The 19,961-nt window shown below is 69.2% G+C and carries 22 protein-coding genes; 7 read left to right on the forward strand and 15 right to left on the reverse strand.

The window, feature by feature from the left end; translation table 11 throughout:
* The first annotated feature begins 1 nt into the window (after position 1).
* A complete protein-coding gene (locus DTA22_RS27305) occupies positions 2 to 1,033 on the forward strand; it encodes an aromatic ring-hydroxylating oxygenase subunit alpha (RefSeq protein ID WP_037228329.1) in 1,032 nt (343 codons plus the stop codon).
* Positions 1,034 to 1,053: 20 nt separating this feature from the next.
* On the forward strand, positions 1,054 to 1,743 hold the full coding sequence (locus DTA22_RS27310) for a TetR/AcrR family transcriptional regulator (protein WP_037228327.1): 690 nt from the start codon (positions 1,054 to 1,056) through the stop codon (positions 1,741 to 1,743).
* 9 nt (positions 1,744 to 1,752) lie between these two features.
* Here the strand turns inward: DTA22_RS27310 and DTA22_RS27315 are convergent, their stop codons facing one another.
* On the reverse strand, positions 1,753 to 2,313 hold the full coding sequence (locus DTA22_RS27315) for a MarR family winged helix-turn-helix transcriptional regulator (protein ID WP_174233872.1): 561 nt from the start codon (positions 2,311 to 2,313) through the stop codon (positions 1,753 to 1,755).
* 108 nt (positions 2,314 to 2,421) lie between these two features.
* Positions 2,422 to 2,787, reverse strand: a complete 366-nt coding sequence (locus DTA22_RS27320; RefSeq protein WP_005248914.1) for a RidA family protein — start codon at positions 2,785 to 2,787, stop codon at positions 2,422 to 2,424.
* A 237-nt stretch (positions 2,788 to 3,024) separates the two neighbouring features.
* On the opposite strand from DTA22_RS27320, the gene DTA22_RS27330 reads away from it, so the two are divergent.
* Complete coding sequence (locus DTA22_RS27330; protein ID WP_112301549.1) at positions 3,025 to 3,954, forward strand: NADP-dependent oxidoreductase; 930 nt, start codon at positions 3,025 to 3,027, stop codon at positions 3,952 to 3,954.
* Between the two features lie 50 nt (positions 3,955 to 4,004).
* On the opposite strand, the gene DTA22_RS27335 is transcribed toward DTA22_RS27330, so the two are convergent.
* Genes DTA22_RS27335 through DTA22_RS27355 form a run of 5 tightly spaced genes read right to left on the reverse strand, consistent with a single transcriptional unit; the run spans position 4,005 to position 7,378 of the window.
* A complete protein-coding gene (locus tag DTA22_RS27335) occupies positions 4,005 to 4,943 on the reverse strand; it encodes a CopD family protein (protein ID WP_112301718.1) in 939 nt (312 codons plus the stop codon).
* A 5-nt stretch (positions 4,944 to 4,948) separates the two neighbouring features.
* Complete coding sequence (locus tag DTA22_RS27340) at positions 4,949 to 5,482, reverse strand: copper resistance CopC family protein (protein WP_112301550.1); 534 nt, start codon at positions 5,480 to 5,482, stop codon at positions 4,949 to 4,951.
* On the reverse strand, positions 5,479 to 6,147 hold the full coding sequence (locus DTA22_RS27345) for a YcnI family copper-binding membrane protein (protein ID WP_112301551.1): 669 nt from the start codon (positions 6,145 to 6,147) through the stop codon (positions 5,479 to 5,481). The genes DTA22_RS27340 and DTA22_RS27345 overlap by 4 nt, the downstream gene beginning before the upstream one ends.
* Positions 6,148 to 6,188: 41 nt before the next feature.
* Positions 6,189 to 6,707, reverse strand: a complete 519-nt coding sequence (locus DTA22_RS27350) for a hypothetical protein (RefSeq protein WP_037228316.1) — start codon at positions 6,705 to 6,707, stop codon at positions 6,189 to 6,191.
* A 17-nt stretch (positions 6,708 to 6,724) separates the two neighbouring features.
* Positions 6,725 to 7,378 (reverse strand): DUF6474 family protein, encoded by a 654-nt coding sequence (locus DTA22_RS27355; protein ID WP_037228313.1) that lies wholly within the window; start codon positions 7,376 to 7,378, stop codon positions 6,725 to 6,727.
* 162 nt (positions 7,379 to 7,540) lie between these two features.
* Here DTA22_RS27355 and DTA22_RS27360 point away from each other — a divergent pair, with 162 nt between their 5' ends.
* Both DTA22_RS27360 and DTA22_RS27365 read left to right on the forward strand, forming a co-directional pair.
* On the forward strand, positions 7,541 to 9,097 hold the full coding sequence (locus DTA22_RS27360; protein ID WP_112301552.1) for a TM0106 family RecB-like putative nuclease: 1,557 nt from the start codon (positions 7,541 to 7,543) through the stop codon (positions 9,095 to 9,097).
* Between the two features lie 37 nt (positions 9,098 to 9,134).
* On the forward strand, positions 9,135 to 9,809 hold the full coding sequence (locus DTA22_RS27365; protein ID WP_037228309.1) for a YoaK family protein: 675 nt from the start codon (positions 9,135 to 9,137) through the stop codon (positions 9,807 to 9,809).
* Positions 9,810 to 9,833: 24 nt separating this feature from the next.
* Here DTA22_RS27365 and DTA22_RS27370 read toward each other — a convergent pair whose 3' ends face one another.
* On the reverse strand, positions 9,834 to 10,463 hold the full coding sequence (locus tag DTA22_RS27370) for a class I SAM-dependent methyltransferase (RefSeq protein WP_112301553.1): 630 nt from the start codon (positions 10,461 to 10,463) through the stop codon (positions 9,834 to 9,836).
* Between the two features lie 31 nt (positions 10,464 to 10,494).
* Positions 10,495 to 11,262, reverse strand: coding sequence for an SDR family NAD(P)-dependent oxidoreductase (locus tag DTA22_RS27375; RefSeq protein ID WP_112301554.1), 768 nt, complete (start codon positions 11,260 to 11,262; stop codon positions 10,495 to 10,497).
* Between the two features lie 169 nt (positions 11,263 to 11,431).
* Here DTA22_RS27375 and DTA22_RS27380 point away from each other — a divergent pair, with 169 nt between their 5' ends.
* Positions 11,432 to 11,797 (forward strand): hypothetical protein, encoded by a 366-nt coding sequence (locus DTA22_RS27380; protein ID WP_112301555.1) that lies wholly within the window; start codon positions 11,432 to 11,434, stop codon positions 11,795 to 11,797.
* Here DTA22_RS27380 and DTA22_RS27385 read toward each other — a convergent pair.
* The 5 genes from DTA22_RS27385 to DTA22_RS27405 form a co-directional block, all read right to left on the reverse strand.
* Positions 11,791 to 12,138 (reverse strand): UBP-type zinc finger domain-containing protein, encoded by a 348-nt coding sequence (locus tag DTA22_RS27385; protein WP_112301556.1) that lies wholly within the window; start codon positions 12,136 to 12,138, stop codon positions 11,791 to 11,793. The two genes, DTA22_RS27380 and DTA22_RS27385, sit on opposite strands and share 7 nt — an antisense overlap.
* Positions 12,131 to 13,579 (reverse strand): ATP-binding protein, encoded by a 1,449-nt coding sequence (locus DTA22_RS27390; RefSeq protein WP_037228301.1) that lies wholly within the window; start codon positions 13,577 to 13,579, stop codon positions 12,131 to 12,133. The genes DTA22_RS27385 and DTA22_RS27390 overlap by 8 nt, the downstream gene beginning before the upstream one ends.
* 13 nt (positions 13,580 to 13,592) lie before the next feature.
* Positions 13,593 to 15,269 (reverse strand): NAD(P)/FAD-dependent oxidoreductase, encoded by a 1,677-nt coding sequence (locus DTA22_RS27395; RefSeq protein WP_112301557.1) that lies wholly within the window; start codon positions 15,267 to 15,269, stop codon positions 13,593 to 13,595.
* A gap of 82 nt (positions 15,270 to 15,351) precedes the next feature.
* Positions 15,352 to 16,062 (reverse strand): TMEM165/GDT1 family protein, encoded by a 711-nt coding sequence (locus DTA22_RS27400; protein WP_112301558.1) that lies wholly within the window; start codon positions 16,060 to 16,062, stop codon positions 15,352 to 15,354.
* 276 nt (positions 16,063 to 16,338) lie between these two features.
* Positions 16,339 to 16,866 (reverse strand): hypothetical protein, encoded by a 528-nt coding sequence (locus DTA22_RS27405; RefSeq protein WP_005248897.1) that lies wholly within the window; start codon positions 16,864 to 16,866, stop codon positions 16,339 to 16,341.
* A gap of 199 nt (positions 16,867 to 17,065) precedes the next feature.
* Here DTA22_RS27405 and DTA22_RS27410 point away from each other — a divergent pair, with 199 nt between their 5' ends.
* A complete protein-coding gene (locus DTA22_RS27410) occupies positions 17,066 to 18,415 on the forward strand; it encodes a YhgE/Pip domain-containing protein (protein ID WP_112301559.1) in 1,350 nt (449 codons plus the stop codon).
* Positions 18,416 to 18,418: 3 nt separating this feature from the next.
* On the opposite strand, the gene DTA22_RS27415 is transcribed toward DTA22_RS27410, so the two are convergent.
* The gene (locus DTA22_RS27415; RefSeq protein ID WP_037228296.1) at positions 18,419 to 19,858 is read right to left on the reverse strand and encodes an amidase; all 1,440 of its coding nucleotides are present in this window, start codon (positions 19,856 to 19,858) and stop codon (positions 18,419 to 18,421) included.
* Positions 19,859 to 19,961: the final 103 nt, after the last annotated feature.

A 19,961-nucleotide genomic window follows, 5' to 3' on the forward strand; every position in this document is an offset into this window, starting at 1 on the left:
CATGGTGAACCGACTGCGCAAGGCGGCACTGACCGGCGACGAGATCTTCGCGACCGGGATGCGCGACCAGTGGCACGCGGTGTGCCCGTCCGACTTCGTCGCGCGCGGCGACATGAAGAAGGTGCGGCGCCTCGGCGAGGACTGGCTGCTGTTCCGTCAGTCCGACGGCACCCTCCGCATGCTCGCCGACCGCTGCCCGCACCGCGGCGCCCCGCTGTCGCAGGGTCAGCACCTCGGTGATCGGGTCGCCTGCCAGTACCACGGCGTGCAGGTGGACGGCGGCGGCACCGTCGTCTCCGTCCCCGGAATGCCCGGCTGCAACCTCGAGGGCAAACGGCTGGTGACCAGCCTCCCCGTGCAGGAAGTGGCCGGCGCCGTGCTCGCCTGGTTCGGCACCGACCCCGACGCCGAACCCGCGCCCCTGGAACTGCCCGAGCGCCTCACCGACGACGGCATCTCACACTTCCTCTGCTACGCGGAGTGGAAGGCGCCGTGGCGGTTCACGCTGGAGAACCTGCTCGACCCGATGCACGGAGCGTTCCTGCACCGCGAATCGCACTCGATGTTCGGCGGCGAGACGTCCGCGAAGTTCCGGATCCGCGAAACCGATCGCGGGTTCTTCTTCGAGAAGACCGACCAGCGGGGTGTGAACTTCGACTGGGTCGAGTTCTGCCGTACCGGCATCGACTGGGTGGACCTCGAGATCCCGTACCCGCCGACCGCCGGCCCGGGTGGCTCGTTCGGCATCGTCGGCATGGGAACGCCGATCGACGCCGAGACCACCGCGGTGTTCTTCTGGCGCTACCGCCGCGTCGAGGGCTGGGAACGCGACGTCTGGCGGTTCCTGTACCGCACCAAGCTCGAGGAGCGGCACTGGGTGGTGCTCGAGCAGGACCGCACCATGCTCGAGGCGATGGCATCCGACGCGGACCAGGCGGAGAACCTGTACCAGCACGACCTCGGCGTCATCCGGCTCCGCCGGCTCTACCGGGCGCAGGCCGAGGCCCAGGCGAAGGCACTTCAGGAGGCGTAGGGTCGCGCGGGTTGACGTGAATGAAATGTCAACTAAGAATGTGTGACGGCCGACACGTCGGGCGCCGGCCGGGGTACGAGGAGGCGCGAGCGGTGCTTACGAACGGTGACGATCGAGGTCGGCTCGCGTTGGTCGAGGCGGCGGGGCGGTGCTTCGCCGAGCTGGGATACGAGCGCACCTCCGAGGCGGTCATCGCCGCTGCCGCCGGGGTGTCGCAGGCCGAATTCTCCGCCCGGTTCGCATCCCGGGACGACGCCTTCCGTGCCGTCGCCGCCGCGGTGTTCGACACGTTCGTCGAGGCTCAGCGCATCCCGGTCCCGCCGGACGCGGACCCGCGCAGCGTCCTGCGGGCGGCCACCGCGGCGTTCATCGAGACCGTCTACAGCAGCGGACGCCTGTTCACGATGATCGAGGACCGCGCCGCCGTCGACCCCGTGATCGGGGAACAGCTCGAGGCGGCACACAACCGGATCCTCGGCCGGTACATCCGATTCATCGAACGGCTCAACCAGGCCGGGATCGCGACGCCGTGCGCCGAACCCGCCCAGCTCGCCCGCAAACTGTCCGAGGCGCAGTGGACGGGTGCGGCGCGCCTGATCGGTGCGTCGCAGGACGAGCAGCGACGGTTCATCGTGGAGATGACGGCGGCGTCCGAACGGTTCATCGGATTCGGTGAGGTCGCCGACCTGACCGTCCGCGCGGCCAGCTGACTCTTCCGGTCAGGCGGTGGGGGCCTGGTTCTCGACGATCGAGTGCTCGAGCTTGCGGAGCAGTTCGGCCAGCGCCGCCTGATCGTCCGTCGACATCCCGCTGAGGATCTGCGACTCGTTGGCGAAGTGGGCCTCCGCGACCTTCTCGATCACCCGCAGTCCCTCGTCGGTGAGTTGGGCGTGCACGATCCGCCGGTCCTCCGCGTCGCGCTCCCGCTGCACGAGTCCCGCCTTCTCCAGGCGGTCGACGCGCAGCGTGACTCCACCGGTGGTGACGAGGGCGGATTCCGCCAGCTGTCCGGACGTCATCCGGTACGGCGGACCCGAACGTCGGAGGGCGGCCAGAACGTCGAACGACGCCATGTTGATGCCGTGCTCCTCGAACACGGCGGCGAGGGACGTCTGGTAGCGCAGATACGAACGGTGCAGGCGGCCCAGCACTTTCAGCGGGCTCACATCCAGTTCGGGCCACTGGTGGGCCCACTGGTCGACGATGTCGTCGACGGCATCGCGATCTGGAACGGGGCGTTGCGTCACCGGGCGCACCTCCTGGATCCTCGAGGGTCTCATCTGTTTAGTACCAAGATATCTAACGAAGCATAAGTGACGGCGACGCGCCGCGGGTCCCCGCCGATTCCTCGGAACGGGGACCCGCGGCGCTGCCGGGCAGGTGCGCTGTCAGCGTCCCCCGACCGCCGCGACGGCGTCGATCTCGGCGATGGCGCCGTAGGGGAGGCTGCTGACCTCGAGGAACGTGCGCGCGGGGCGCGGCTCGTCGAAGATGCGCTCGAACTGGCGGTTCGCCTCCTCGCGCAGCGACAGGTCGGTGACGTAGTAGGTGAGCTTGACGACGTCCTTCAGCTGTCCGCCGACGGTGGCGAGGCGATCGACCATGCGGTCGACGGCGGCGTCGAGTGCCTCGGTGCGGCCCGGGACGGCGGTGCCCTCGGCATCGACGGACAGTGCGCCGGAGACGAACGCGAGTCCGCCCGCGACCACGGCCGGGCTGTAGGGGTGGTGGGCGGTGACTTCGGTGAGGGACATGGAGGCTCGCTTTCTCGGTGGGCTTCTCCGGTAATTATATCTTAGCGCTAAACTAATTGACAGGGAGAGGCCGAATCGCACCGAGATCGCCGCATGCAGGCAGTGGCTGATCGCCGAACTGGCAGCCCGTGCAGCCCGACGTCGATCCGGACGTCTTCGCGATGATCCACCCGTCCGCCGCATGATCCACAAGCCGAATCTCTGGCGCGACGGACCGGCGAGGACGAGATTGTTGGCATGACGAATTCCAACCCGAAGCAGACCATGAAGGCAGTCTCCTACTCGTCCTACGGTGGTCCCGAGGTGCTCGAGACCCACGACGTGCCCGTGCCCGAGCCCACCGGCAACCAGGTACGCCTCGTCATCCGGGCCGCCGGGGTGAACCCGATCGACTGGAAGCTGCGGTCGGGGTCGATGGCCGAGGTGATGTCGGTGCAGTTCCCGAAGATCCCGGGCAGCGAAGTGGCCGGCGTGGTCGACGCGGTCGGTCCGGACGCGACCGGTGTGGTGGTCGGCGACGAGGTGTTCGGCTGGTCCGACACCGGTGGCTACGCAGAGTACGCGCTCGCGTCGATCGTCGTGCCGAAGCCGAAAGGGTTGAGCTGGACGGACGCCGCCACCATCCCCGTCGCAGGCGAGGCCGCCACTCGCGGACTGCGGCTCCTGAAGCTGACGTCCGGTGAGACGTTGCTGGTGAACGGCGCGTCCGGGGCGGTGGGAACCATTGCGGCGCAACTGGCGCTGAATTCGGGTGTCACCGTGATCGGCACCGCGAGCGAGAAACACCACGACGCGTTGCGGGAGCTGGGCGTGACCCCCACGACGTACGGCGAGGGACTGGCGGCCCGGGTCCGCGAACTCGCCCCGAACGGTGTGGACGCCGTCCTCGACGCCGGCTTCGGAGGACTCGAGGCGGCGATGGAACTGCGCGGAGGCACCGACCGGATCGTGACGCTGTCGGACGGTGCCGCGTTCGGGCTGGGAATCACGTTCTCGTCCGGCAACGCCGGCGATCGGAACGCGGAGACACTGCGCCGGCTGGGCGCCCTCGCCGCGGACGGGAAGCTGGCCCTCCCGCCGGCCCGCACGTTCCCGCTGACCGATGCGGCCGACGCGCAGCGCGCCGGCGAGAAGGGCGGCAGCCGCGGGAAGATCCTCTTGCGCTGACGCGCCCGTGAGTACTTATTAACCGCCGGACGTTAATAAGTACTCACGGGTCAGGCGGTGGTGGCCAGGGCGGCGGCGAGACCGAACGGAACGGCCATCACCACCACCTCCACGATCGCGCGCCGCAGGGACCCTTCGGCGCTGATCCGGTGCGCGGCCGCCTGCCCGACCCACGTTCGCCGCCACCACCAGCCGAGCCCGAGGAGCGCCGCCAACGCCACCGCCTTGGCGAGGACGATGCGGCCGTAACCGGTGTCGAACAGCGGCGTCACCCCACCCAGCCGGACCGCGGCGTCGACGACACCGGTCGCGGTCAGCAACCACACGCACCGCCACGCGACGACGGAATACCGCGGCAACCACGACGACCAGTCCCCGCGCGACCGGAGCATCAGGCCGAGAGCGGCGAGGAGCCCGAACCACACGGCGGCGGCCAGGGCATGGACGACGTCGAGAACCGAGCCGAGAACCTGCTGCGACATGTGGCCGGTGATCGGCCGGGCCACCAGGGCGAGCGCCGCGAGCACCAGCACCGGGACGGGGAGCCGGGCGTCGCTGCGGCGGAACGCGACCGCCGACCACGCGGTGGCCGCGGCCGTGCACACGAGAACGGCGAGGTCGACGCGTCCCGCGCTGATCTCGGTCACGTACGACCCGAACCGTCCGACTGACAGTTCCGACAACGCCAGGGCGTCGGCCTCCGCCGCCGTCATCGACAGCAGCACGGCCTCGGCGAGCATCCACGCACCGGCGACCGCGGTCGACAACCGCCACAGCCGTTCGTCCCGCACGAGGGGACGGCTGTCCGCGCGACTCCACCAGCCCAGCGCTGCGAGACCGAGCACCGCCGAACCGAGCACCAGGCACAGCGCGCGGACGGCGCTCGACGGTGAGGGGTCTTCCGGTTGCGCGAGCGCCCAACCACAGGCGACTCCGACGAGCGATGTGGGTACGGCGAACAGCAGCCAGGACTGTCGCGCCGTACCCACCGTGCTCAGTTCTCGCCGCGCGGCTTGCGGAGCGCGAACCACAGCCCGCCGCCGAACACGAGCACACCGGCAACGATGAACGGCCACAACGGAACACCGCCGCTGCCGGATTCACCCGAGCTGTCCGCCGCGGCGCCGGGCGTGCCCGACCCCTCCTCGGTGAGGGTGAACGTGCGGGTTCCGCTCACCGGATGCCCGTCGGCGGACGTGACGCGGAACGCGACGGTGTACACGCCGGCCGGTCCCAGCTCGCCGAGTTCGGCACTGACCGTGGGTCCCTCGACGGCCGGGTCGCCCTTGGTCCACAGGTTGCCGTCCGGCCCCACCACGGTGAGGGACGCGAACGACTCCTGCAGCGCCTCGTTGAACGTGACGCTCACCCGTTCCGGGCCGGCCGCGATCTCCGCGCCGTTCTCGGGGGTCGAGCTGATCACGACGGAATGGGCGACCGCGGTGCCGGCCCCGAGCATGCTCGCGAGCATGGTCAGCAGCCCGACCGCGATCACCTTCACCGACGTGAAGGTGGTGCGTCTTCTCATGAGCGACGGCTCCGGACCATGGCGCCGAGGCCGAGGGCCGCACCGAGCGCGCCGAGGACCAGGCCGATGCCGCCCAGCCAGCGGGCGGTGTCGTCGGTGCCGGACGCCGTCGTCTCGGTCTCCTCGGACGTCGTGGCGCCGCCCGCGTCGTGGCTGTGGTCTTCACCGCTCGCCGCGGCCAGCGTGAGGGTGGGTGCCGGCTTGTCGGGCTCCGCGCCGTCGGCGCCGACCGCCTGATCCCAGTTGACGACCTCGCCGTCGCTGTACGTCTGGGCGGCCGGGAACGACACCTCGTCCTGCTCCGGCAACGGTCCGGCGGACAGTTCGAACTGCTGGAACTGGCCGGGTGCGACACCGACACCGGGGTCGGCGGTCCAGGTCACGGACTTCGCCAGCTTGGACGTCGGGTCCTTCTCGACGACGGACGTCCACCCCGGCAGCGGGGTGGTGCGGGCCGACTTCAGGTCGGGGAGCGTGACGGTCAGCTTGGTGGTGGATGCCGTCTCGGACTCGGTGGGAACGCGGAACGTCAGTACGGAGTAGCCGCCCTGTTCGGCGCCCGGGGCGACAACCGTCACGTGGGCGGCGGCGACACCGGCCGCGAGCAGCATGGCGCCGCCGGCCGCACCGGCCGTGAAAAGGGCACGGGAAACGAGGGAATTCATGGAAGGTCCTTTGAGGGTCTGAAGGGAGAAAGAGGTGAGAGTCAGACCAGGACCGGGGGACCGCGACGCGAAATGCTCGCGCGCAGCAGGGCGTCCACGGGGTTCGCGGGACGCGCCGGGACGTGCGTCGTCGTCACCACCGAAATGCGCTGCGGTGCGCCGCGGAGCACCACCCGCCAGACGTGGACGAGGGGGCCGTACAGCCGCTCGGCGTTCGCGATCAGCAGCGCGCAGATCACGGTGGCGGCGGCGTGCGCGGCCAGCATCGGCACGGCGGGGACCGCCGAGTGCACGTGCGAGGTGAGCGTGAGCGCGAAGTGTCCGGCCACCTGGCCGACACCGAGGACACCGGCGAGCGCGAGCGGTCCGTGGACACGGGCGGGCAGCTGCGCGGTTACCGCGCCGACACCGCTGCACGTGACGAACAGCAGGGTCAGGGCCGCGGATTCGGGGAGGCCGCCCCCACCGATGCCGTGCGCGGCGACCGCGAGAGCGGCCACGAGCGCGCCGACCGCCGAGCCCCGAAGGGTGGCGGTCGCGGCGGGGCGGGCGGGGGACATTGCGGTGGGTCGGTCGTTCAGCGCACGCCGAGGCGGGCGAGGAGATCGGCTTCGACTCCGTCGAGTTCGGACGAGATGGCGTGATGGGCGGCCTTGCGGCGGGCCTGCGGCATCTGCTCGGCCGCGCGGACGGCGGTGCTGAGATCACCGAGGCGGTCGCGGATGGCGGCGGCGAACTTCTGCGTCTCCGCGTCGTCCGGCTTCTGCCCGAGGATCTCCGTGGTGGAGCTTTCGGCGCCGGCGATGCGGGCGCTGAGCTTGGCGCCGTGCCCGGTGAAGTTGGCGAGCTGGTCGATGTCGACGCCCATCCGGTCGGCACGGCGGGCATCGATCTGCCCGCGCACGACCGTGGCGGCGCGGTAGGCGATCGGCAGCAGCACCGGCGTCAGCAGGCGTGCGACACCGAGGTACTTGCGGACGGCGGCGACCGTGAAACCCTTCTGGGCTGCGGCCTTCTCCTCGGCCTTCAACGCAGCGATCTGAGCCTTCTCGACCTTCTTCAGCGACTTCAGCTCGGCAGCCTCGAGCTTGCGGCCGGCCTTGGCGGCCTGCTTGTCGCGCTTCCGTTCGTTTCGCGCGCTCAGCTTCGCCTCCACTCCGGCCTTGTGCCTGAGTGCCTTGGCTTCCGCCTTGCGGGTGGCTCGGGACTTACGTTTCTTCAACAACCCCATCGAAAAGACCCCTTTTCCTGGTGTTTCAGCGCAGCCCACGCTACCAACTGCATCCGGTGCTTCGGGATCAGCCTAGGGGAGCACATAATCTTCGTCATCGTGTGTTCCCATATCGGTCAGCAATCAGAACCCGACGCCTCTCCCGGAAAGGCGTCGGGGACGGTGATCGATGCCAGCGCACTGACGCGGTGCCGCCACCGGGTGCACCTCGATGCGGCGTTCCCCGAACAACTCGCGGCCGCACCCGAGGACCCGGGGGTCCGCCAGCGTCAGGATGCCGCCGCCGCCAAGCGCGAAGCCGTCCGCCGGATCCTCACCGATCATGCGCCGGAACGGTGGGTGCAGATCGACACCGAGCAGAGCCTGCGCCTGCGGGCCGAGGACACCCTGGCCGCGTGCGAGGCGGGCGCGGACCGGATCTGGGGAGCCGTGCTCCCACTCGACCGGGTCGCCGGCCGGCGGGCACGCTGCGAGATCCTCATCCGTGACGAGGACCACGGCGGGTACATCCCGGTGATCGTCGTCAACCACAAGGTCACCGACCCCGGCCGCGGCGCGGTGACATCGGACATGTTCGAGTGGAAGCCGCGGGAGGACGCGGCGCGGAAGCCGCGCAGCCAGGTCCGCGACCAGATGCGCGTCGCGCAGGTGTACCGGATGCTCGAGCGGCACGGGTACGCGAGTCCGGCCCTCGTGGCAGGCGCGATCGGCTACGGCTCCGACGTCATTTTCGTGCACGACCTCACCACCATCCTCGACGACTACGACGAACGCTTCGCCGACCGGCTCGCCGTCGCCCGCGGGGAATCGGCGACCGTGCCGTCGAGGATCGGCGAATGCCGTTCCTGCCCGTGGTGGCCCGGCTGCGAGGAGCAGCTGACCCAGACACACGACGTGAGCCTGGTGGCCACCGGTTCGCGCGCCGACATGCTGCGCGACGCGGGCTGCCACACCATCGACGACCTCGCGGCGTGGGACCGCGAACCGCTCGAGGACTGGCCGCACGGCGCGTTCGAGGACGCCGTCGTCACCGCGAAGGCGTGGCTCGCCGGAGCGCCGCTGGTGCGGCGGTTCCCGGAGATCCGGGTGACCCGTGCCGACGTCGAGGTCGACGTCGACATGGAGAGCTACCAGGAGCACGGCGCCTACCTGTGGGGCACGCTCCTCAACGTGGACGGGGTGTCGGCGTACCGGCCGTTCGTCAGCTGGGATCCGGTGCCGACGCAGGACGAGGCGCGGTCGTTCGCGGAATTCTGGACGTGGCTGATGGCCGAGCGGGAAGCGGCGGCGCTGAGCGGCAGGACCTTCGCCGCGTACTGCTATTCGCGGTCCGCGGAGGACAAGTGGCTGCTGGACTCCGCCCGCCGGTTCGCCGGGGCGCCCGGCATCCCCACCGAGGCCGAGATCCGCGAATTCATCGACAGCCCACAATGGGTCGACATCTACCAGGCCGTCAGCGACCAGTTCATCTGCCCGGGCGGCAAGGGTCTCAAGAAGATCGCCCCGGTCGCCGGATTCCGGTGGCGCGACGCCGACGCCGGCGGTGAAGCGTCGATGAGCTGGTACCGCGAAGCCGTCGGCTACGACGGCGAACCCGACCTCACCCAGCGTGAACGACTGCTGCAATACAACGAGGACGACGTGATCGCCACGAAAGTACTGCGCGAATGGATGTCGGATCGGGCCGAGAAGGAGATCCCGCTCGCGTCCGACCTCTAGGCTGCAAGACAGGGCCCGATTCGGTAGGGGTGGTCAGGTGGAGGTGCCGAAGACATCCACGACGCTGCGGTTCGCTCTGCTCCTCACCGCCGCGGGCGGCTTCCTCGACGCCTACACCTACATCAGCCGCGGCGGGGTCTTCGCGAACGCCCAGACCGGCAACGTCATCCTCATGGCCATCGACCTGTCGGAGCGGCACTTCCACGCCGCCCGGGCACACCTGTGGCCGATCCTCGCGTTCATCGTCGGTGTCGCGTTCGCGCACCTGCTCAAGGGCGAACTCGCCCACAGCGTCTTCGACCACCCGATCCGGATCGCCATGGGCGCGCAGATCGTCGTCCTCGTCGCGGTCGCGTTCGTTCCCCCGGACGTCCCCAACGCGCTGGTCACCGTTCCCATCGCTTTCGTCGCCGCCATGCAGTTCGGCCTGTTCCGCACCATCGGGTCGCTGTCGTACATCGCCGTCGCCACCACCGGCAACCTCATGCGCTTCACCGAATCGGCGTACGCCGCATTCATCGAGAAGGTCCCCGAATCGCGTCAGCACACCCGGGTGTACGCCGCCATCGTCAGCAGCTTCGCCGGTGGGGCCGTCGTCGGAGCGTTCGCCACCCGCTACTTCGGCGGATCCGCCGCCTGGATCCCCGCCGCCCTCCTGTGCGGAGCCCTCGTGCTGTTCTACATCGACGACAGGCGGCGTCGCCGCCTGTGAGCGGTTGACGAGTCCCTGGACTCTTCAGGCACGCACGGGCGGCGAAGCCGCAACTCCGAGGGAATAGGCGCCGACGATCTTCGGCGTAGATGTCTCGTAGAACCGGTCGAGGTCTGTCATCTCGAATCCGGCGTTCGTCACCAGGGTGGGAATGTCGCGGGTGAGGTGGCACCCACCGGCCACCGTCTTCTGGATCGGTTCGAGCCGGCGCTGCCACCGCTGGACGTTCTCGTCCGGGGCGAGACCGTGCTCGACGAAATGCAATGTGCCGCCCGGTTTCAGGACACGCCGGACCTCCCGGAGCGCGGCGTCGACGTCCGGGATGGTGCACATCGTCCACGTCGACAGTGCGGTGTCGAAACTGTTGTCCGGGAAGGGGAGCGACTGGCCGTCCAGGCCGGACCGTTCGACCGGGGTCGTCGACGCGTCCAGGCGCTTGCCCGCCAGCTTCCAGCCGAGGTCGGCGGGTTCGACGGCGCTCACCGAATCGACGGCGGCCGGGTAGAACGGGACGTTGAGGCCCGACCCGAATCCGATCTCCACCACGCGCCCGTGCAGACCGGCGCAGACGTGTCGCCGCGTCGGCTCCGTGAACTTCATCCCGCAACTGATGTCGACGAGTCGCGGAACGATCCGGTCGGAGTAGAAACCCATGCCCACCTCCCAGCGAAGGGCGCGGAGCCGCCTACCGCGGCGCCATGCGCAGAGCGCCGTCCATACGAATGGTCTCACCGTTGAGGTAGTCGTGTTCGACGATCATCTGGGCGAGTTGTGCGTATTCGGCGGGCTGACCGAGGCGGGAGGGGAACGGGACACCCGCTTCGAGGCCCTTGCGGTATTCGTCGGTGACGCCGGCGAGCATCGGGGTGTCGATGATGCCGGGGGCGATGGTGTTGACGCGGATGCCGAACTGCGCGAGGTCGCGGGCGGCGGGGACGGTCATGCCGTGCACGCCGCCCTTGGATGCGGAGTAGGCGATCTGGCCGATCTGGCCCTCGAACGCGGCGACGGACGCGGTGTTGATGATGACGCCGCGCTGCCCGGACGCGTCGACGGTGTCGGTCTTGGCGATGGCGTCGGCGGCGAGGCGCATCACGTTGAACGTGCCGAGGAGGTTGACGGTGATGACGGTGCGGAACAGTTCGAGGTCGTGCGGGCCCTTCTTCGACAGGATGCGGCCGGCCCAGCCGACGCCGGCGCAGTTGACGACGATGCGCAGCGGCAGACCCGATTCGACGATCTTGTCGATGGCGGCCTGGACCTCGTCGCCGCTGGTGACATCGGTGGCGAGGAGGGTCACGCCGTCGGGGACGTTGTCGCCGGCGCGCTCGATGGACTGCTGCAGGTCGAGTCCGAACACGGTGGCGCCGGCGTCGGCGAGACGCTTGGCGGTGGCGGCGCCGAGCCCGGAGGCTGCTCCGGTGACCAGTGCGGCGGTTCCCTGAATTTCCACAGTTCGCATCCTTACGTTCCCGGCGACCTCCGTTGGCCGACCCTGGTGACCTGCACCATAACGCCCGCTCGGTGTGACGGCAGAGGCGAGGGAAACCTCGTGGGCGCGGGGAGCGGGTATTTTGTCTTCTCGCGCGGATCAGGGGACGCGCAGGACCGTAGGGGGACGGATGACCGAGGATCGGCTCGAAGTGGACCGCGATGCGTTGGTGCGGTGCATCGCCGCATGCGCCGTGTTGGCGGCCGACATGCAGGATCTGCGAGAGCGCGCGCACCGCGAACTCGCGCCCGAGAGCTTCGGTCTCGGCGAAACCCATCTGCGGTCGGCGGCGGAACTGGCTGCGCGGTTCCGGGCGACGGCGATCGGCGGCCCGGGCGTCGCCGTCGAGAACTCGGCGGCCGGGACGTTCGCGGCGCACGAGCGTTACGCGCTGGACCTGAAGGCGACGTTCGAAGCGGCGCTGGCCCGGTACGACGAACAGGACGCGGCGACGGCACACCGCCTCGCGCAACTCCGACCACACGCGAGTCAGTGAATGAAGGCCTGCCAGTTCGGCGGAACCCGGGAGCCGGGACCGGGGATGGTCTGGTCGATCGGATGATGTTGCGGCGGGGCGAGTTCGGGGCCCTCGAAGGCCGTCTCGGTGGCGTAGTTCCAAAACCAGTTCTCGCCCGGTTCGAAGCTCCGCACGACGGGGTGGCCGGTGTCGGCGGCGTGCTTGGTGGCGTGCTGTTCCGGTGAGGAGTCACAGCACCCGATGTGGCCGCACTGCGCACACCGGCGCAGGTGCACCCACCACCCGCCGTCGCTGTCGCATTCGGCGCATCCGTCTCCGCTCGGTGGCACGCTCGGGTCGATTCCCTCCAGCTCACCCATCTGAGGCTCCTTCTGCTTCTGCGACTTCGGGTTCGATCGGAATGCGGACCTGGAACCGGGTGTCGCCCGGTTCGGACTCGACGCGCAGGTCACCGCGATGCTTTTTCACGACGATGCGCCAGGAGATGTCGAGGCCGAGCCCGGTTCCCTCGCCCACGGGTTTCGTGGTGAAGAACGGCTCGAAGATGCGTGACCGGATCTCTTCGGGCACACCCGGTCCGGTATCGCCGATCTCGATGAGCGCCATCTCGCCGTCGCGGCGGGTGCGGACGGTGAGGGTGCCGTGGCCGTCCATGGCGGCGACGGCGTTGTCGATGAGGTTCGTCCACACCTGGTTGAGTTCCGCGGCGTACGCGGGGATCTGCGGCAGTGTCGGGTCGTACTCCTTCACTACCGTGACGGAGTCGCCGATCTTGCGGCCGAGCATCACCAGCGAACTGTCGAGCAGTTCCCGCAGATCGACGCGCTGGTAGGGAGCACGGTCCATCTGTGAGTACTGCTTCGCGGCGTTCACGAGCGTGGAGACCCTGGCTGTCGAGTCGGCGATCTCATTCATCAGCAGTTCGGTCTCGATGGTGTAGTTGAGCCAGCGGATCGCGCTCTCGACCATCGATTCGTCGTCGACGCTGGCGACGATCCGCTCGAGCCACGGCACGTCGAGACCCGCCTGCACGAACGTGGGCGCCAGGTCCCAGCCCCCGGAGACACCGTGATCGTCGAACCAGTCGCCGAGTTCGTCCTCGCGGTCGGAGGCTTCGAGCGGGGTCAGCGTCGGCGCCTTCGCCACCAGTTCGGCGGCCTCTTCCTGCAACCGGATCAACGTGGCCAGCGCCTGACTGTCGTATACGCCCGAGGCGATCACGCTCAGCTTCTGCCGCATGTGCGACACCCGGTCGCGGAGCGATGCCGTCGCCCGGACCGCGGCCGCCGCCGGGTTGTTGAGCTCGTGCGTGAGCCCCGCCGACAGCGACCCCAGCGCGAGGAGGCGTTCCCGCTGATCGACGACCTGCTTCGCGCTCTGTTTACCGAAGAACAGCCCCTCCAGCAGGTGCACGGCCATCGGGAACCACTCACGCATCAGCTGCCCGAAACGGTCGGCGTCGAGGACGAAGAACCTCGACGGGGCGGTGACGCGCATCGACGCGGTGTACGTCTGGGGTGCGCGGTCACCGAGGTACGACTGCCAGGCCCCGGCGTACACGCCGCGCTGCGATGTCCGGTTGAACTCGATCTCCTCGCCACCCGACAGCTTGCTCAGCACGAGCTCGCCTTCGATCAGCACGTAGAAGCACGTCGCGACCTCACCCTCCGCGTACACGGGGCCGGGTTCGATCAGTTCGACGTGCCCTTTCTCGCACAGCTGCTCGAGCTGGTGGTCGGTGAGCTTCTCGAAGAGGAACAACGTCCTCAGCTCGGGGGGATTGCACGAAAGTTGGGTCATGGTCTGCCCCCGGTCACGGTTGGCCGATGTAGCGGTGGACGAGCATCACGGCCATGGCGCCTTCCCCGACCGCCGACGCCACCCGCTTCGCCGATTCGGAGCGCACGTCACCGGCCGCGAAGATCCCCGGGACGCTCGTCTCGAGGTGATGCGGAAGACGGTCGAGGGGCCAGCCGCTCGGTGGTTTCCCGTCGACGACGAGGTCTGGTCCGGACACGACGAACCCGTTCTCGTCCCGCGCGACGACGCCCTCGAGCCACTCGGTCCGCGGGGCGGCGCCGATGAACAGGAACAGGAACCCGGCGTCGACGGTCTCCTCGTCGCCGGTCGCGTTGTTGCGCAGCCGGATCTTCTCGAGGTGACCCTCGCCCTCGACGCCGATCACCTCGGTGCACGGCCGGACGCGGATGCGCGGGTTCCGGTCGATCTGCTGGACGAGGTAGTACGACATCGACTCCTCGAGCGACTGCGCCCGCACGACGATGGTGACCGAGCGGGCGCCCCGCGACAGGTAGACCGCCGCCTGTCCGGCGGAGTTGGCCCCGCCGACGATGTAGACGTCCTGGTCGGTGCAGCGGGCGGCCTCGGTGACGGCGGAGCCGTAGTAGACGCCGCGGCCGGTGAGGTCGTCGACTCCGGGCGCGGGATGACGTCGGTAGGAGACGCCGGTCGCCAGGATCACCGTGTGCGCGTCGAGGGTGTCGCCGTCCGCGAACCGGACGGTCCGTGCCGATCCGTTGACCTCGAGCGCAACGACGTCGCGGGTGGTGATCAGTTCGGCCCCGAATCGGGTGGCCTGCCTGCGGGCCCGTTCGGCGAGCTGCGCGCCGGACACGCCGTCGGGGAAACCGAGGTAGTTCTCGATGCGTGAGCTCTGACCCGCCTGCCCACCGGTCGCCGTCCGCTCGATCAGGGCGGTGCGCAGACCTTCCGAGGCGCCGTACACGGCGGCGCCCAGACCGGCCGGTCCGCCACCGACGACGACGAGGTCGTAGAAGTTCTCCGACGGGTCGGTCCGGAGTCCGAGATGCCGTCCCAGTTCGGTGTCCGACGGCTCCACCAGGCATTCGCCGTCGGAGCAGATCACCACGGGCAGGCGCCGGCCGTCCTCGCCGGCGGCGTCGAGCAGCCGCCCGCCCTCCGGCTCGTCCGACATGTACCAGCGGTACGACAGCTGGTTGCGGGCCAGGAACTCGCGCACTTCCGAGGACCGCGGTGCCCAGCGATGACCCACGACCTTCGTCTCTTCGGCGGGGTGCTGATCCGACGACGCCCACGCCTCGAGCAGGGCGTCGACCACCGGGTACAGCTTCTCCTCGGGCGGGTCCCACGGCTTGAGCAGGTAGTGGTCGAGGTCGATGACGTTGATCGCCTCGATGGCCGCGTCGGTGTCGGCGTAGGCCGTGAGCAGCACTCGCCGCGCGACCGGATACAGGTCCATGGCCTTCTCGAGGAATTCGATCCCGCTCATCGACGGCATCCGGTAGTCCGCCAGGATCGCTGCGACGGGATCCCCGCGCAGTTTCATCTGCTTCATCGCGTCGAGTGCGGACTCGCCGGATTCGGCGCGGATGATCCGGTACTTCTCGCCGTACCGGCGCCGGAGATCGCGGGCGACGGCGCGCGATACTCCGGGATCGTCGTCGACGGTGAGAATCGCAGGCTTGCCGCTTGCTACGGGATGGTTCACACACGCCCTCTCGTCCGTGAGAACTGCGAGGTACTCCAAGGCTTCCGAGTATTGCCCCAGGGCGCCTCTTTGTCGACCGGGTTCAGTCCTGGTGCTGCATCTGTTCGGGCTCTGCCGAAGCACCGCGGCGGCGCCGTGACCACACTGCGCGACCGGCAGCACCAGCCAGCGCCAGAACGACGACGGCGACGCCGGCGATCGGGCCGGCCGCGTTTCCGGGGAGCAGACCCTCGAGCAGCAACCAGATGCCGAACGCGACGAACAGAACCGCCGCACCGATGCGGATGACACTCTCGGGCAGATGCTTACCCAGTACGGCGCCGACGACGATGGCCAGGGCGTCGGCCGCGACCATGCCGACGGTCGAGCCGATCCACACGCCGACCGTGTCGTGGTCGGTGGCGAGCGTGATGGTGGCGAGCATTGTCTTGTCGCCGAGTTCGGCGAGGAAGAACGCGGACGTGACGGCCAGGAACGCCGAACGGGTGGCCCGCCCGGCCTTGAGTTGCTCGTCCTCGCTGAGGTCGTCGCCGCGCAGCGTCCACGCACCGAAGATCAGGAAGGCGGCACCGCCGACGATGCTGATGGCCGCGGTCGGGAGTGCGACACCGAGGTAGTGGCCGACGGCGACGGACACCAGGTGGACCACGGTGGTCGCGACGGTGATGCCGGCGATCACGACCCACCAGCTGTAGCGCAGCGCGAACGTCATCGCCATCAGCTGGGATTTGTCTCCCAATTCTGCGACGAAGATCACGCCGAAACTCAGCAGTGCGGCGGTCAGCACGGGCATCCTCCTCCAGTAGTCGGTCGGAGGATGACAGGTGGATTCCTCCGGCCTGGCAGACGCGGGTACGTCTGTCCGGCCGAAGGTCTCGCCCACCGGCGCCGGGTGATCCGGCGACGGTTCGCCAGGCCGGGTCCGGTGCGGTGAAGCAACGAGCCAGTATGTCGACGCAGGCGATTGGGGGCTACTCCCCTTCGATGTCCGTAACGTTAGCGTGACTTATCCGAAAAGGCAAAGGCGGCAATAAGTTTGGGGCACCGACCGCAGAAACTTCGGGTTCCCTCACGAGGCCAGTAGCATGGCCAAAACGGCAGTGTCGGGATCGCTGATCGGGTCGATGCCCACCCGGCTGACCATGGACGTCACCGTCCCGTCCGCCTCTGCTTCCACCCACGCCGCCCGGTGTTCCAACCCCAGGTGGGGGAGACCGGGAAGCAGAACACAGCCCGAAGCGGCGCCCGCGCACTCCGGGAGCGACGGCGTGGTCTCGGACGGCGGGTGCAGCATCATCAGCGCCGGCGGCTGATGATCCGCGAAGCGACCGGGAGCGAGCGCGAACTCCCCGAGAACGGTGCCCTCGGCCACCACGAGGCCGACGGTCTCGGGCTCGGGCTCCTCGGGCAGGTCCTCGTGCGCGCCGAAGACGGTCGTGGTGTGGAGCAGCCCCGGAACGCACGCCACCCGCACGGCGAGCGCGAGCAACTGGGCCCATTCCTTGGTGGTGTCGGGCCAGCGCCCGGAAATGACGAATCCCCGCAAGGTACCCGCGGCCTGGAAGGGCGAGATGCCGATGTAGCCGTCCCTGTTCATCTCTGCCTCCTCGGTGTGATGACACGCTGCGAACACGACTGGTTCTGCACACCTCGTTGGGTACTTGAAGAATGCGCCCGACAGTGCCTGGCACACAAGAGCAGGGGAGTGCTAACCGGTCTTCGGGCGGGCAGACATCTCAGAGAATCCTCAGAATCGTCACAATGTGCCGCTACGAAGGCCACCTATCCTCACCGGAATGACCTCTGAGCGCGCACGGAATCCCGCGAATCACGCCCGAACCGAGTCGACGCGAAAGGTCCTCACTTCGCGGCGCGTCGCCGCGGCCGCCATGGCCGGCCTGGTCCTGGCGTCCGCGGGGGGACTCGGGTACGTGTTCCTCGGTGGCAGCGCGGCAGACAGCCGGACCGTGGCGATCGTCAACACGGACGCAGGCGCGACCGTGGACGGAAAACCGGTGCGTGCGAGCGACACCCTGATCGAGAAGCTCGAGGCGAACGAGGCCTTCGACTGGCAGGTGGTCGACGCGGACGCGGCGGCGGGCGGCGACTGGTTCGCCACGGTGACCGTGCCCGAGGACTTCAGCGAGGCGGTGTCCTCGGTGTGGGGCGCGAAGCCGCGGCAGGCGACCCTCGACCTCGACGTCGCGGGTTCCGACACCGGTGCGTCCGAGGAACTCTCCGGAGTGGTGTCCTCCCAGATCGGCGCGGACGGCATCACGGATCTGCTGGCGGACATGTCCTCGTCGCGGACGCGGTTCCAGCAGGCGGGAATGACGGCCGGGTTCCTCGCGGCCGGCACGGCCGCGGCGGACGATGCGGCACAACAGCTCACGGAGGGCGCCGACACGCTGCTCCCGTATCTCGAGACGGCACGGTCGGGCTCGGTGCAACTGCTGGGCGTCGCCGACCAGGTGGCGGGCGTCGTCGACCAGACGTCGGGAACGGCCGACGACCTCGCGGACCGGTTGAGTGCGCTGGGCCTGACGCTGGGCGAGGCGAACGACAGCGCCACCCGGATGCGTACCAGACTCGACGAGGCGATCCGCGTTCTCGACGCCACTCCCGTTGCCTCGGACGTGGTCCCGTCGCTCCGTCAGGTCAGTGCCGACCTCGGTCTGTTCTCCTCACAGCTGGGTTCGGTGCCCGGTCTGCTGGGCGGCGGGGTCGGCCCCGACACGGACCTGGGCGAACTCGTGCGCGTCGCGATGGGCCAGCTGACCGACGCCAGCAATCAGCTGAGCAGCGGGGCGCGGCAGCTGAACGACGGCATCGTCCCGATCGCCGATCAGGCACCGGAGATGCTCGAAGGCGCCACCTCGCAGATCGTCGACGGGTTCGCGAAGCTGAAGACGTTGTCCGGGCAGCTGTCCACCGACCTCAACAACGGTGTCGCGGCGATGCCGGTGCGCACGGCGGCACAGCAGAACCAGTTGGCGACGGTGCTCGCCGAACCGGTCGCGGTGACCCGCACACTCTCCGCGCCGTCACCGATCCTCACCGCCGAGCACCTCGCCGCCGGCTTCGGGGTCACCACCGTGCTGCTGGCGGGTGCCGTCGTGTGGATGGCCGTGCGGCGCAGGGCCTGACCGTCAGCGGGCGTCCTGGATGCGACGCCACGGCGTGGCCTGCTCGAGCTCGAACGCCAACTCGAGCAGCGTCCGCTCGTCGCCGTGGTCGGCGGAGAAGTGCGATGCCAGCGGCAGGCCGCGGGACGTCTCGTGCATCGGCAGCGAGATGGCCGGTCCGCCCGAAGCGTTGTTCAGCGGCGTGAACGCCGTATAGGCGATCAGCTTGTCGAAGAGCTCCTCGAAACTCTGTGTCGGCGAAAGGTATCCGAGCTCCGGCGTCGTGTGCGCGAGGGTGGGCGACAGGATCACGTCGTACTTCTGGAAGATCTGCGCGTAGTCACGGTACGTGCGACGCAACCGGTAGAGCACGCGTGGAGTCTTCGTGATGTTCTTGCGGTACATCGCGGCGAGTCCGCGCGTCAGGTTGTCCGTGGCGTCGCGGTCGAAGTCCGGTCCGAGCATCCGCTTGCCGTTGCTGGAGATGACGAAAGACAGGAACCCCCAGTAGATGCAGAAGTCCTCGACGAACGAGGAGTTCACCGGCATCGGGCACTCCTCGACGTGGTGCCCGAGGTCCGCCAGCAGATCGGCGGTGGCGTGGACCGACTTGCGGGTCTCGTCGTCCGTGCGGGACACGGTGACCGAGTCGACCACCACCCCGACCCTCAGCCGGGTGCTGCTCGGCCCCTCGACCAACCGGATGGGTGGCAGTGCCGGATTGCGGTAGTGGCGTTCGGCGGCCGCCATCCACCGTGCGGTGTCCCGCACCGAGCGGGTGACGGCGCCCTGCGCGATGATCCGGATCGGCAGCGTCTTGTCCATGGCGTCGGGGACCGTCCGCCCGCGGGACGGTTTCAGGCCGACGAGCCCACACGCGGCCGCGGGAATGCGGATGGATCCGCCACCGTCGTTGGCGTGCGCGATGGGTACCACCCCCGAAGCGACGAGTGCGGCCGAACCGCCCGAGGACGCTCCCGGCGAGAACGCGAGATTCCACGGATTGTGCACGGCCTCGGCGTCCATGAACTCGGTGGATGCGCTGAACCCGAACTCGGGCAGCCGACTCTTCCCCAGCGAGAGCACACCTGTGGACAGGTACTGCGTGACGAAGTCGCTGTCGACCCGGGCGGGCTGCGCCGCGAAGGCGACGCTGCCGTGCTGCGTGGGCAGGCCGGCGACGTCGACGTTGTCCTTGACGACGGTCGGCACTCCTGCGAAGACACCCTCGTGCGGTCGGTCCGCCTCCGTCAGCGCACGGTCGAAGTCGGCGAACGCCAGGGCGTTCAAGGCGGGCCCGACCGACTCGGCGCGCGCGATCGCCGCCTCCGTCACCTCGCGGATCGTCACCTCCCCGGACGCGATCCGTGCCGCGAGGCCGGTGGCGTCGAGGTCGCCGAGCGCGTCGTCGCGGAATGCGTGGACGAGGGCGTCGTCCCGGGCGGGGTTGCTGAACTCGGTCACTTCCGAAGCCTATTGGACGCTCGGCCTGCTCGGAAGGACTTCCGGTGCCGAAACGAGCACGGGCGCACGGACACACCCGAGAGTGGTCCGTGCGCCCGTGGCT

It is taken from the genome of Rhodococcus wratislaviensis (assembly GCF_900455735.1).
Taxonomy (GTDB): domain Bacteria; phylum Actinomycetota; class Actinomycetes; order Mycobacteriales; family Mycobacteriaceae; genus Rhodococcus_F; species Rhodococcus_F wratislaviensis.